This window comes from Methanomassiliicoccales archaeon (assembly GCA_014361295.1).
In the GTDB taxonomy this organism is placed as follows: Archaea; Thermoplasmatota; Thermoplasmata; order Methanomassiliicoccales; family JACIVX01; genus JACIVX01.
The window spans coordinates 1,729,872-1,743,222 of the sequence record JACIVX010000001.1 but is presented as its reverse complement, the minus strand read 5'-3'; the positions used below and the strand labels follow the sequence as shown (position 1 = coordinate 1,743,222).

At 46.7% G+C, this 13,351-nt stretch carries 15 protein-coding genes; 9 read left to right on the top strand and 6 right to left on the bottom strand.

Annotation, left to right across the window (positions count from 1 at the left end):
- The 5 genes from hisF to pheA are packed head-to-tail and all read left to right on the top strand — an operon-like array spanning nucleotide 1 to nucleotide 4,225.
- The gene (gene hisF, locus H5T41_08705; GenBank protein MBC7108844.1) at nucleotides 1-753 is read left to right on the top strand and encodes an imidazole glycerol phosphate synthase subunit HisF; all 753 of its coding nucleotides are present in this window, start codon (nucleotides 1-3) and stop codon (nucleotides 751-753) included.
- A complete protein-coding gene (locus H5T41_08700; protein ID MBC7108843.1) occupies nucleotides 750-1,355 on the top strand; it encodes a bifunctional phosphoribosyl-AMP cyclohydrolase/phosphoribosyl-ATP diphosphatase HisIE in 606 nt (201 codons plus the stop codon). Before hisF ends, H5T41_08700 begins: the two co-directional genes overlap by 4 nt.
- Complete coding sequence (locus tag H5T41_08695) at nucleotides 1,352-2,011, top strand: histidinol phosphate phosphatase domain-containing protein (GenBank protein ID MBC7108842.1); 660 nt, start codon at nucleotides 1,352-1,354, stop codon at nucleotides 2,009-2,011. Before H5T41_08700 ends, H5T41_08695 begins: the two co-directional genes overlap by 4 nt.
- The gene (locus H5T41_08690) at nucleotides 2,008-3,384 is read left to right on the top strand and encodes an aspartate kinase (protein ID MBC7108841.1); all 1,377 of its coding nucleotides are present in this window, start codon (nucleotides 2,008-2,010) and stop codon (nucleotides 3,382-3,384) included. The genes H5T41_08695 and H5T41_08690 overlap by 4 nt, the downstream gene beginning before the upstream one ends.
- Entirely contained in the window at nucleotides 3,377-4,225 is an 849-nt protein-coding gene (gene pheA / locus H5T41_08685; GenBank protein MBC7108840.1) for a prephenate dehydratase, read from the top strand. The genes H5T41_08690 and pheA overlap by 8 nt, the downstream gene beginning before the upstream one ends.
- A gap of 137 nt (nucleotides 4,226-4,362) precedes the next feature.
- Here pheA and H5T41_08680 read toward each other — a convergent pair whose 3' ends face one another.
- From H5T41_08680 to H5T41_08670, 3 genes are all read right to left on the bottom strand, one after another.
- A complete protein-coding gene (locus H5T41_08680; GenBank protein MBC7108839.1) occupies nucleotides 4,363-4,977 on the bottom strand; it encodes a pyridoxal phosphate-dependent aminotransferase in 615 nt (204 codons plus the stop codon).
- 173 nt (nucleotides 4,978-5,150) lie between these two features.
- Nucleotides 5,151-5,300 (bottom strand): hypothetical protein, encoded by a 150-nt coding sequence (locus H5T41_08675; GenBank protein MBC7108838.1) that lies wholly within the window; start codon nucleotides 5,298-5,300, stop codon nucleotides 5,151-5,153.
- A gap of 1 nt (nucleotide 5,301) precedes the next feature.
- A complete protein-coding gene (locus H5T41_08670) occupies nucleotides 5,302-5,823 on the bottom strand; it encodes a flavin reductase family protein (GenBank protein ID MBC7108837.1) in 522 nt (173 codons plus the stop codon).
- 285 nt (nucleotides 5,824-6,108) lie between these two features.
- Here H5T41_08670 and H5T41_08665 point away from each other — a divergent pair, with 285 nt between their 5' ends.
- Entirely contained in the window at nucleotides 6,109-6,897 is a 789-nt protein-coding gene (locus H5T41_08665) for an S-methyl-5'-thioadenosine phosphorylase (GenBank protein ID MBC7108836.1), read from the top strand.
- A 103-nt stretch (nucleotides 6,898-7,000) separates the two neighbouring features.
- On the opposite strand, the gene H5T41_08660 is transcribed toward H5T41_08665, so the two are convergent.
- Complete coding sequence (locus tag H5T41_08660; protein MBC7108835.1) at nucleotides 7,001-7,522, bottom strand: flavin reductase family protein; 522 nt, start codon at nucleotides 7,520-7,522, stop codon at nucleotides 7,001-7,003.
- A 188-nt stretch (nucleotides 7,523-7,710) separates the two neighbouring features.
- Complete coding sequence (gene gcvH / locus H5T41_08655; protein MBC7108834.1) at nucleotides 7,711-8,094, bottom strand: glycine cleavage system protein GcvH; 384 nt, start codon at nucleotides 8,092-8,094, stop codon at nucleotides 7,711-7,713.
- Between the two features lie 402 nt (nucleotides 8,095-8,496).
- On the opposite strand from gcvH, the gene hypF reads away from it, so the two are divergent.
- Nucleotides 8,497-10,686, top strand: a complete 2,190-nt coding sequence (hypF, locus tag H5T41_08650; GenBank protein ID MBC7108833.1) for a carbamoyltransferase HypF — start codon at nucleotides 8,497-8,499, stop codon at nucleotides 10,684-10,686.
- Between the two features lie 343 nt (nucleotides 10,687-11,029).
- A complete protein-coding gene (locus H5T41_08645) occupies nucleotides 11,030-11,530 on the top strand; it encodes a dCTP deaminase (protein MBC7108832.1) in 501 nt (166 codons plus the stop codon).
- Here the strand turns inward: H5T41_08645 and H5T41_08640 are convergent.
- The gene (locus H5T41_08640) at nucleotides 11,498-12,529 is read right to left on the bottom strand and encodes a class I SAM-dependent methyltransferase family protein (protein ID MBC7108831.1); all 1,032 of its coding nucleotides are present in this window, start codon (nucleotides 12,527-12,529) and stop codon (nucleotides 11,498-11,500) included. The two genes, H5T41_08645 and H5T41_08640, sit on opposite strands and share 33 nt — an antisense overlap.
- 9 nt (nucleotides 12,530-12,538) lie before the next feature.
- Here H5T41_08640 and dph5 point away from each other — a divergent pair, with 9 nt between their 5' ends.
- A complete protein-coding gene (gene dph5, locus H5T41_08635) occupies nucleotides 12,539-13,333 on the top strand; it encodes a diphthine synthase (GenBank protein ID MBC7108830.1) in 795 nt (264 codons plus the stop codon).
- Nucleotides 13,334-13,351: the final 18 nt, after the last annotated feature.

The following is a 13,351-nucleotide window of genomic DNA, read 5'->3' as shown; positions in this document are numbered from 1 at the left end:
CTGCTGGCCAAGAGAATCATTCCATGCCTTGATGTGACCGAAGAGGGTGTTGTCAAGGGTGTCAAATTTCAGAATCTCCGGGGCGTTGGGTATCCGCCCGATATGGCCGCAGAGTACGAGAAGCAGGGAGCAGACGAAATCGTCTTTCTCGATATTTCTGCAAGCGTGAAAGGAAGAAAAACGCTTCTCGATGTTGTCAGAAAGACAGCGGAAAAGGTTTTCGTTCCCTTGACGGTCGGCGGTGGAATCCGAAGCCGTGACGACATGCGGGATGCGCTGCTCGCTGGTGCAGACAAAGTGTCGATCAACACCGTTGCCGTAGAAAACCCCGAAACGATTACACTGTGTGCGGAGGACTTCGGAAGGCAGTGCGTTGTTGTCGCGATTGACGCGAAAAGGGAAAAAGATTCGTGGCTCGTCTATACGCACGGAGGAAGACGGCGGACATCTCTAGATGCAATTGACTGGGCGATTCGAGTAGAAGAGCTCGGAGCAGGCGAGATTTTGTTGACGAGCATGGATGCGGATGGGACTCAGAACGGCTATGATATCGAACTAACGGCAGCGGTGAGTGAGGCGGTTGGTATTCCAGTAATCGCTTCGGGAGGATGTGGTACGCTCGAGCACATCTATGAAGTCTTCTCTCAAACCGATGCAGATGCCGCGCTGGCGGCCTCGATCTTCCACTACGGCATCTACACTGTTCGGCAGGTCAAAGAGTATTTGCAAGAAAGGGGGATTCTCGTCAGATGATTTCGAAACTCAAATTCGATGAAAATGGTCTCATTCCCGTTATCGTTCAAGATGCAGAGACAAACGAGGTCCTAATGATGGCCTATGCGAACGAGGAAGCTTGCCAAAAGATGATCGAGACGGGGAAAACACACTTCTACAGCAGGTCGAGGAAGAAACTCTGGATGAAGGGTGAGACTTCGGGCAACGTGCAGGATATCGTTTCTATACAGACGGATTGTGATTTAGATACTCTCCTCGTGAGGGTTCGCCAGACGGGCAACGCCTGTCATCTTAACAGACCTTCATGCTTTGAGGAGGTCATTTATGGCGATACGAGGAGTACCGCCGCAATTATACCAGAACTCCGCAGGGTGATTCGAGATAGGAAGATAAATCCCAAAGAAGAGAGCTACACATCTAAATTATTCAAAGACGAGGACAAGCTGCTGAAGAAAATCGTTGAAGAGGCGACAGAGCTAATTCTTGCTGCGAAAAATGGTGATCCCAAACAAGAAGCGTGGGAGACCGCAGACCTCATTTACCATTTCATGGTTTTACTTGAGAAAATGGACCTCCCGATCACGGAAGTTTATAGAGTTCTTTCGGAGCGAAGAAAATGAGGATCGATCTTCATACACATACACTGCTGAGCGATGGCGAACTTCTTCCAATTGAACTTGCAAGACGAGCGGTCGCGAAGGGACATCGGGCGATCGCTTTGACCGATCATGTTTCACTTTCGACAATGGAGAGAGTTATTAATGAGACACGAAGAGACTGTCATCTCGCTTCAGAATGGGACATTGAAGTCATTCTCGGCGTTGAATTAACGCATGTACCGGCTTCGAAAATAGATGTCGCGATCACCGAAGCGAGAAGACTCGGCGCTCAGCTGATCGTCGTTCATGGCGAAACAATCAGTGAGCCCGTCGAGCCAGGAACGAACAGAGTTGCCGTGAGTAATCCCGAGGTCGATGTGCTTGCTCACCCTGGCTTTATCACACTTGAAGAAGCCCAGATCGCAAAGGACAACGGAATCGCACTCGAAATCACTTCGAGAAGTGCGCATTCAGCGACGAACGGCCATGTTGCAAAAATCGCTAGTGAAGTCGGTGCAAAGATGATCGTCAATACAGACGCGCATTACGCGAAAGACCTGCTCAGCGAAGAGGAGGCAATCGTGATTGCGATGGGTGCTGGCCTGGCGAGGGCAGAGGCTGAAAGAGCGGTGAGAGATAACCCAGTGGAAATCATCAGGAGGGTGAGGGGGCGATGAAAGTCATGAAATTTGGTGGCAGCTCGTTAACGGATGCCAATTCGATGCTCGGCGTCGGGGAAATCATCGCCTCAGATCAAGAGCCAAAGGTCATCGTCGTCAGTGCTGTTCAGGGTGTGACCGATTCGATTGTCTCATTCGTTTCTAAAACGAGAAAGGACGAAGAAGTGGAGGCTTTCGTCAGTCAATTGAAAGAAAGACACATGGCAATCCTCGGCGGTGTTGTTAACGCCCTCGACGTAAAGCAGCGTGCGATCGATCTTCTGCTTGAGAGACTCGCAAAACTCGAAAAAGTCCTGTATGGTATCTCCTACCTTGAAGAGTTGACACCCCGATCATTGGATCTTGTGCAGAGCTTCGGGGAGAGGCTTTCGGTCGTTCTTGTTGCTGCGATGTTACAGGATATGGGATTGAACGCAACCCCGATCGATGCTGATGAGCTCGGCATCGTGGCCGTTGGTCCATATGGCAACGCAGTCGCTGATCTCCAAGAGACAAGACGGAATATCGCACCGAAACTCATCGCAATGCTAGGCAGGCAGGAGGTGCCTGTTGTTACAGGCTTCTTTGGAAGGACGAAAGAGGGCCACGTCGCAGTTTTTGGGAGAAATGGCAGTGATTACAGTGCCAGTGTCATTGCAAATGCGATTGGTGCACAGGTACTTGAAATCTGGAAGGATGTAGATGGATTCATGAGTGTTGATCCAAAATTCGTCCCCGAGGCGGTGACAATCGAAAATCTTTCATACGATGAGGCCGCCGAATTATCGTATTTTGGCGCGAAAGTATTACACCCGAGAACTGTCGAGCCGGCGCGAGAGAAAAACATCACGATTAAGGTCAAGAATGTCTTCAAGCCAGAAAAGGAAGGAACGACCATCAGGCCGAGTGGTGTTGAGAGAGCAGGTACCATCAAGAGCATTTCATATATGAAGGACATGGCAGTCATCAAAGTGTACGGCGCTGGCGCCGCGCATAAGTTCGGCATCCTTTCGAGTATTTCGCAGAAATTAAGTGATGCTGGTGTCAACATCTATTCAATCGCAACCTCGCAAACCTGCATCGCGATGCTTGTCGACAAAAAATCGCTTGAGCGCGCCGAAAAAGCGCTTGAGGAACTTGAAACGGGAATTGTCGATAGAATCGAGTCGACCGACGATATCGCCCTCCTTTGTGTCGTCGGTGAAGGACTTGGCTACAGAAAGGGGATCGCCGCTAGGGTCTTCACCGCCGTGTCAAAAGAAGGGGTCAGCGTTGGGATGATTTCAGCTGGGGCATCAATGGTTGCGTATCACTTCACGGTTGATGCAAAGGATCTTCAAAAAACAATAAGAGCTGTTCACGATGAGTTCTTCGGAGGCAAACATGAATAGCAAGGAATTGAAGCGAAAAGTGGCGTTCCAGGGTATTCGGGGCGCTTACAGTGAAGATGCCGTGTATAGGTTCTTTGGCGAAGGGACTAAGACGCTACCCTGTCCCGAGTTCGAGGACGTTTTCGAAGCGATTAACCACGGGGAAGCAAGCCATGGCGTCGTCCCAGTCGAAAACTCGATCGAGGGGAGTGTTACGAAGGTCAACGATCTCCTCCTCGAAAACGATCTAACGGTTGTCGGGGAGATCATTCTGCTCATCCGCCACTGTCTCATCGGGCATCCTGATGCGGAGATTGAGGATGTGAGAAGGGTCTATAGTCATCCTCAGGCACTCGGACAGTGCAGGAGTTTTCTTTCAAGGTATCCTCACTGGGAAAAGATTCCGGCCTACGACACGGCTGGGAGCGTTGAACTGGTAAAAAAACGAGGGATGAAAGAGGAGGCGGCGATCGCGAGTGCGAGGGCCGCCAAGGAATACGATATGAAAATCCTCAAGGAAGGAATTCAGAATAGCCACAACAATTACACGCGGTTCTTTGTCATCGAGAAGACCGCAATGCTGAATCCATCTGGCGACAAGACCTCGCTCGTCTTTGCGACTAAGAATGTGCCTGGTGCCCTCCATTACTGCCTTGGTGCCTTCGCTGACAGGAATGTGAATATGCTCAAGCTCGAATCGAGGCCTCGGCGAGACAAACCGTGGGAATATGTCTTCTATGTGGACATCGAGGGGCACTTCGACGATCCGAATGTCAAGTCTGCGCTCACTGAACTGATGAGACGTGCTTCGTTCCTCAAGGTACTCGGCTCATATAAGAGGGCGGAAGTACCAACAGAGTGATCAAACACCAAGATTGTCAAGCGCCATCGATATATTTTCAAAAGTCCGGATTTGAAGTCGGCGGTTGTACAGCTGAAAGTCACTCTGATGTGATCGCCTATGCCGAAGTAACGACCAGGGCACACCGCCGTAGAGAATCAATCGAGGAGATATTCGATGAACTTCATATCGCCGATCCCTTTTGGCAGTTTAAAGAGAGCCATAAGTCCTCCCTGAGGAAACTTACATGAAACTCGGTTTTCCTCTTCGAGCCATTCCTTTAAAACCGCGAAATTCCTCATCGCGATGCGTAACATCCGTTCCCTGAACCAATCTCTGCGCTTGATCGCTTCGATGGCGACGGCGACCGATCGCACGGGAAGACGATAAGCAACGTATAGCCTCAGAAGATCGATTCGTGATGCGATCTCTGGCGGCGCGAGCACCCATCCAACCCTCAGATCACCGAGTCCGTAAAGTTTGGTGAGGCCAGAAACAGAAATTGCGTTATCGTTAAGAGTCGCAACGGGATCTGGTGGGTCACCATAGTGCATCTCTCGGTATATCTCATCGCAGATGACCGCGGTTTTCTTTCTCGAAGTGATCTCGAGAATGCTCATAAGGGCTTCATTTGAAAGCGAGGAGGCGCTTGGGTTATGGAGATTTGTAAAAACAACAGCCCTTGCCCCTCTTTCTATACATTCTTCAATTTCTTTCTCGAGAAAATGAAAATCATGAGAAGGATCTCTGGTTAGATTGAAGACGTTGCAAATGGAAGTGGCGAGTACTTAATCGGCATGTATGTGGGAGATTCAATCGCAACAAGATCGCTCGATTTCAAAATTGTCTGAAATGAGAAGTAATTGGCATTCTGTGCGCCGAAGCACGGGGCGACCTTTTCCTTTTCAACACCATAGGTTGAGGCGATGAGTTCGATCAGCCTTTCCTAAAGTTCATAATCATCAATATCGTACTGGTCAACATGGGGGTTGAAACCGTCGGCGTAAGGAGACGGGACGCCGCTATGGTCAAGATTGATCCTTGCGCCCTTGCATCTGATCAACCAATTCTCCAGATCGAAAGGAGGAAGGTCCACATTACCTCCTCCAGATCACCTCGCCGGGTAGCCTAAATTCTCCGCCCCAGTAAAGAAGACCTTTGTCCCGTGTGTAATCCTTAGTGGCCTCAGCGTGCACGATTTCGCCAAAGAACCATGTCCTGTCACCGATATCAAGAGATCCTGTTTTTTTGCATTCCATAACGACTAGACATTCGCCGATGCAGGGTGATGCAATCTTTTTTCCCTTCACCGGCGTGAGATTCGTTTCTTTGAATTTATCAACGTCCTTGCCAGATTTGGTTCCGCAGAACATGACTTCCTTCACAAGTTCTTTGCCTGGTAAATTGATTGAGAAATCATCGTATTTTTGCATCAATTTGTGGCTGTGTCTTGAAGGCATAATGCCAACGCCAACAATCGCAGGCTTAAGAGACATAGCGTGCACGATACCGACGGTGATGATATTCCTCTCGCCATTTCCCATCGCAACAAGTGCAACGGGAAACGCGGGGAATGCTTTGATCGCATCACCAGCAGTGAGCTCAACTTTCTGTTCCATACAAACAACCTCCTCTAATTAATATCTGCTTCCTGCTTGAAAAATACTTCTATCAATTTCCATCCAGTTGATTGTTTCATACTATTCCCGATCGTACTGGAAAGTCTCACATATGCCGAATAGAGAGATTCTTTCATGAGTAAATGTTAGCAATGGAATGACCAGAGAAGGCGCATCGATTCACCATGGATGATTTCTTAAATTAGAAACAAGTATAACTCGACCGCAAGCTTATTCATCACAAATCCGATTTCATCTTGGAAACAGCAATCTAGGGTGTTCAGAATGGATAGAGTGCGTATCGCAATCATCGGAGGGACTGGTGTCTATGAAGAAGGACTTTTCAAAATCAAAAAGAGTGTGAAATTGAATACACCGTACGGACCGCCATCCGATGATATTCAGATCGGCGAATTAGGTGAGACGAAGGTTGCCTTTCTTTCAAGGCATGGAAAGAACCATATTTATCCACCTCACAGAGTCAATTACAGGGCAAACATCTGGGCATTGAAGGAACTAGGCGTTGAGAGAGTCATTTCTCCATGCGCTGTTGGCTCGCTCAAGGAAGATTACAGGCCAGGCGAAATTGTTATTGTTGACCAGTTTATCGATTTCACGAAGCGCAGGGATTACACATTCTTTGATGGCGCAAAGACGATTCACATCGGCGCGGCGGATCCTTTCTGCCCGGAATTGCGCCAGCTTTTCATCGAACAAGCAATGAAAGAAAAAATCCTCTTTAAGCCTTCTGGCACTTACATCTGTATCGAAGGGCCACGTTTTTCCACACGTGCGGAAAGCCGAATGTTCAGGAATTTTGCGGATATTATCGGCATGACGCTCGTTCCAGAGTGTCAACTGGCTAGGGAATTGGAGATGTGCTACGTGAGCCTTGCAATGATCACCGATTACGACGTCTGGGCAGAGAAACCAGTTGACACAGCCACTGTTTTAAGGACGATGAATGAGAATATCGATAAGATCAGACGACTCATCATCAGAACCTTGCCGTTGATTCCCAAAAAAAGGGAAAAATGCGAGTGCCCTAAAACACTTGAACTAGCCGGAACGTGAAAGTGATCAGTGCGTATGATCAGTTCGCCGATTCAATCTCAGACACAAGAGAAGCTTGTCACCGTTATTAAATCGATGATAGAGAATTCGATCTATCTTAATGCTACACCTGATTGCCTATTGACCAGAAGATCCCATCTCGACGCAGCAGAGCGCGATTCTGATCATAGTCAGCTGTTACGTCTCCATGTATGATTTGACCGGGAAACCAAATATAATCTCCTTTTTCGAAGGATTCAATCTTTTTGCATTCACCATTCATGATGCATTCCTCGATCTTCGGAGATTTTATTCTGAAACCAGGGACGGGTGTAAGCGCGCATGCTTCGAATTTATTGACTTTACTTTCTGGTTTTGATCCACAACATACAACTTTGTCGACGAGCTCGATACCAAGAAAATCGACCGAGAAATCATCGTTTTCTTCGGCCAGTTTGTAACCATACCCTGACGCAGTCACACCGATGCTAATAATCGGCCGTCGAAATGAAAAGAGGTCGAACATGCCGACCGTGATGATGTCTAGATCTTTCTTTCCGATCCCGACGAAGACGACTGGAGAATACAGGAGCGTATTCATCGTTTCGACAGCTCCTCTGCTGTTTTTTTCTTCCGATGTGTTCATAAGAATACTGGTATTCCCATGGCAAAAGAATGTTTAAATAAGTTCTCAGACAACTGCATTTTTATAAAAACAATTTCCATAACCGAGAATTCTAATTGATTACCATTCCAATGTTGTAGATCAACTCAAATCACGTGATATTTTTTATGATTTTGTTAAAAGAGTATGAAGTCAAAAAGAATTAAGTATCATTCGCCAATCGATTTCCTGTAACCTTCCGCATCCAAGAGATCAGAAAGTTCGGAGGGGTCGCTGATCTTGATCACCGCAATCCATCCCTTACTATAAGGTGATTCGTTGATCAGTTGCGGAGACTCCTCTAACTGGACGTTCGATTTGACGACCTCACCAGAAACAGGACTGTAGACTTCAGCAACTGTCTTGACACTTTCGACAGCTCCTAGTACATCCCCTTTTCTGACAATGGACCCGATTTTTGGCACTTCTGCATAAACGATGTTTGCAAGTTCATTCTGCGCGTGATCAGTGATACCCACTATAGCAAAATCGCCATCAACTCTTACCCATTGGTGCTCCTTCGTGTATTTCAGGTCCTCAGGAACATTACTCATATTCTCGACCAGCTGACGATATTGAAATCCTTTCTTTATACATTTTGTAAAATTTTTTCGGGAGATCACCTGTACAATTTTGCTACTCTTTAATGAAGAATTGATTCTGAGGAGAGCGACAAATTCGCCAGAATCCTGGATCGAGTTAGGCGCCTCGATCAAACATTTGGTCATTCCGATTTGTCCAACCAATTCTGCCGAACGGCAAGATTCATTGATCGAATAAATATTCCCAAAGTATAATAAATCAGCTTTTGATTACAATTTAGTCCCGCTCTGCCACTCTTTTTAGTGCCAAATACTTCTTCAATTTTGTATAAGAACGGAAGTTGCAATAAGACACGAGAACTTAGGACGATAATTGCATATAATATATGATTCCTGCCCGTTACTCTGAGTTGAATGCGCATCATTATACGGGGAATCGTCCAGGGTGTTGGATTCAGACCTACTGTTTATCGAATAGCGAATGCCCTGGGCCTCAACGGATTTGTCCAGAACAACGGTTCTAACGTGATTATTGAAGTTGACAGGGACGGAGAAATTCTCCTGGAGGAATTGAAGAGACACCTTCCGCCACTCGCTCGAATAGATTCAATCGAAATCATCAACGAGGATGATAAAGTATGTAATACATTGTCGGGTTTCAGGATTGTATCAAGCAGTGAGGGAGAGCGTGGCGTCTCTATTCCAACCGATACAACAATATGTGAAGATTGTAGAAACGAAATCTTCGACGAGGGAAACAGGCGATATCTCTATCCATTTACCAATTGTACTGTGTGCGGTGCTCGATTCAGCCTAATCAGTAACGTGCCCTATGACCGCATTCATACCTCAATGGATGAATTTCCAATGTGCGAGGAGTGCAGAAAAGAATATGAGAATCCAACCGATAGAAGATTTCACCACCAGACGATCAGCTGTCCAAGATGTGGGCCACGATATTATCTTGTCGATTCACACGGCCATAGGATCGATGAAGACCCGATCAGAAAGTTCGCGGAGATGCTACATCGTGGCGCCATTGGTATCGCGAAAAGCTGGGGCGGCATGCATATCTGCTGTACCCTTGAAACCCTTCCGCGATTACGCGAGTGGTACAAAAGAAAGGAGAAACCTTTTGCTGTTATGTTCAGGGATCTCGACGCAGTCAAAGAATTAGCAGAACCAACACCTTTCGAGGAAGAACTATTGACATCGCACAACAGACCAATTGTTCTTGTCAAAAAAAGGGAAAAGAAAATCAATGAAGTGATCGCGCCTGGTCTCGGGAATATCGGTGCCTTTTTGCCATACAGCGGAATGCATCATATCCTATTTCATCATCTCAATGAAAACGCGCTCGTGATGACCTCGGCCAATGTGCCTGGAGAGCCGATGATTCTTCAGGACAGCGATGTCTTTTCAATGAATGCGGATTGCTATCTGCTCCACAATCGGAAAATCATCAATCGGTGCGATGATTCAGTTCTCAGGACTTTCAACACCGACATTTACTTCCTGAGGAAGTCCAGAGGCTATATCCCGTCGAGCCTCGATATTGGTATCCGTGGCACTTCTGTTGGACTCGGAGCTCAGGAGAACATCACGGGAGCGATTGCATTTGATGGAAAAATTTATCCAACGCAGTACATCGGCGATGGTAGCTCACTCGGTGTAATCGAATTCCTCGATTCGGCAATCAAATTCCAGAAAAAACTCCTTGGCATCGAAAAGATCGATGCAATCGGAATTGATCTGCATCCAGGATACACAACGAGGAAACTTGGTAAGGAGCTCTCAGAAACTTGGGGTGCTCAGCTTGTCGAGGTACAACATCATCATGCTCATGCTGTTTCGCTTCTTGTCGATAGAGGTCTCGAGGAAATCGTTGCACTGACGCTCGATGGGACTGGTTATGGGGCTGATGGAAAATCGTGGGGCGGCGAAGTTCTTTACGCGAACACAGAAGGATACGAACGAGTAGGACACCTGCAGGAAATCCCCTTGTTAGGAGGAGAAAAAGCCGTCAGGGATCCGCGCAGACTGGTCTTTGCTCTGTGCGAATTGTCAGACATTGATACAGAGCTTTTTGATGATGAGAAAACCATAATTTTCAAAAAGATGATGCGCACCAGCCCACTCACCACAAGCTTCGGAAGAATACTCGACGCGCTCTCCTGTTATTTTGGTATTTGCTGTTCTAGGACATACGAAGGTGAGCCTGCAATGAAACTTGAGCGACATCTTGAAGTCGGAAAAAGAGAGATCAAATTCAAACTTGAACGGGAAGGAAACGTGATCAAAACAGTTCCGCTTTTCCAGCAACTCGTTCATTCCTCAGGCAGGAGAGAAGATAAGATTTACAGCTTCGTTTACACGCTGCTGGAGGGACTTGTTGAGATCGCTGCTGAGGAAGCATATGTGCGGGGGGTCAAGGCGATCGGTCTAACTGGCGGGGTATCTTACAATTATACAATCTCGACGATCACGAAAAGACTCGTTGACGCAAAAGGACTGAAATTCGTTTGTCACAACGCAGTCCCAAACGGAGACGGAGGTATCTCGACAGGGCAGTGCGTTGTGGCTGCGAGAAAAGCGGTCGTTTGAGCCTGACGAAAATTTCTTCGAGTGTAATTCAAGATTTATTTGAAGAATTCGCATATAATCTCAGTCTTTTTTCAAGACAGTCTCCATATAATCCAAGTTCTTCTCGATATAGCGCAGCATCATTCGTCCTGCCGAGTCAACATTGATCTGTTGCAAATCATTAACATTTTTTTGGATCGTATGGGATTAATTAGAATCATACTAAAATGAGAGATCATTGTTCATGAATATACGCGCTTTAGAAGACGATTGCATCCGATTGCATCGGCGAGCTGAATTTCGCAACAAATAGTAACCCGATGATCAAGAATAGATTTTTATGAGAGGATGTGATGAACTTTCTATGTGCATATTATCGGACGGGGAGATACTCGATTTTCTGAAGTCTGGAAAGATCATCATTGAGGGGTTTTCTGACGATTCTTTGACACCAAACGGGTACGATCTAAGAGTTTCGGAAATCCTCTTACCCTCTTCAGGACAGATTTGTCGGGAGAACGTTGCGATCATTCCTCCGAACAGCATGTTCTATGCCTCAACGATCGAGGCGATCAAGTTGCCTAACGACATTTCTGCACAGCTCTGGCTTCGGACATCATGGATTAGAAAAGGAATTATGGCGAGTTTCGGAAAGGTCGACGCAGGATTTCATGGATCCCTCACATTCACCGGATTCAACGCTTCATCATCCTCGATCGAAATTCCGATTGGATCGAAATTCGTTCAGATTGTTTTTGAAAAGATGAGCACGCGGGCTAAAATGACTTACGAGGAGAGAAGCGGTCATTATCACGGACAGAGAGGTATCACGCTAACCCCGCTTGAAAAGAAGAAGATCGAGTGAATAGACGCTCGCTGCAGGAGAATAGCTCTTCAACTCCTCACACCTCAAAACCTCAATCAAACAACCCGCCTTCATACATTCGGTTCTCACCGATTCAACAAAGGTATGTTCCTTTGATTTGTCCGATATGAAGTATGTATGCAAGATGCCGTCTTCTTCGAGTTTGTTCAACGCAGTCATAATGAATTCGCCTGCAGAATGCGGGAGATTCATCACAATCCGATTGGCTGGAGGCAAATCTTCAATCGCCGTCCTTGCATCTGCACATATCGGGACAATCCGATTTAAATGATTTAGGACGATATTCTTTCTGAGATAATCAATCGCGTCGACGTTGAAATCAATCGCGTAGACGATTCTCGGCATTCCGTACTTCCGAATCATGATCGAGAAGGGACCAACACCAGCAAACATATCAATGACGATTTCTTCATTTCTGACAAGGGATGCGATTCTCCTTCGTTCTGAGGCGAGTCTTGGATTGAAATACGTCTTTTTCATGTCCACTTTGAACTTAAGACCGTACTCCGTGTGAACTGTTTCCGTTCGATTCTCGCCAGCGATGATCTCCAATTCCATGATCCTCATCTCACCTTTGATACCTTTGTCGAGTGCAACTGTCTTAATGTGTGGAAATGCCATCATGAGAGCGTCGCCAATCTCCGATTTGTATGGCAAGAGTTCATCTGGAAGCTTGATGACGGCAATATCCCCTACGATATCAAATGAACTCGGGAGCAGAGGAACAAGAGATTGAGGGATTTTCGCATACTGTTTGTAATCGCCCTCCCTCGTTTTCCTCTCTTCGAAATTTGCTATTTCGATCTTTTCTTTTAGATCGGCTGGAAGGTCTGCCAGGCGCTCAAAAATGATCGGAAAAAGAACATCACCTCCTAACCTAGCAACTTTAAGCGACCTGTCCAGCAATCCTGACTGTAAAAGTTTTTTACGGACGTACTCTGCTTTACTAGCATCGACACGAACAGACCAGGACCGCACGGTGATTCAATGGGTGAATTGATATTTGTTGGTTTAGGATTAGCAGGCTCTGACGATCTGACGATCCAAGCACTTGAAGCGATCAAGAAGTCCGACATCGTGTTCGCTGAATTCTATACCTCGAGGCTCATCGATTTCAACGTTGAGGATCTGGAAATGAAAATAGGGAAAAAAATTATGATTCTGACAAGAGAGGAAGTCGAATCTGGGAAAGAGGTCATTGATGCCGCGAGACAGCACCGCGTTTCCTTTCTCACGGCAGGAGATCCGATGACAGCGACAACCCACCTTGACCTGAGACTGAGAGCTTCTGAATCTGGAATCAGTACACGATTGATTCACGGCGTTTCGATTTACACCGCATGCGCATCCGCCTTCGGATTGCAACACTATAAGTTCGGCAGGACCGTCACACTCCCTTTTCAAGAGAAGAATTACCATCCTTCGAGCCCTTATGAGCATTTACTGGAAAACAAGAAAATGGGCCTTCATACCCTCATTCTCCTTGACATCAGGGTAGCTGAAGGGAAATACATGACCGCTGCGGATGGCGTGAAATGGTTACTCGATATGGAAGAAAGAATCGGAAAGGGTTTAATCGATGAGAGAACACTGCTTTGCGCAGCCGCGCGAGTGGGATCGAGGACTGAGAAGATTGTGGCTGGATATCCGCAGAATATTTTAAACGAAGACATGGGCCCGCCACTGCACACCCTCATCATGCCAGGAAAACTTCATTTTATGGAGGCACGTGCACTTGTCGAATTCGCAGGTGCACCGAAGCAGATCCTGGATAGTTTGTAAAAAAATTCAATCGAAATT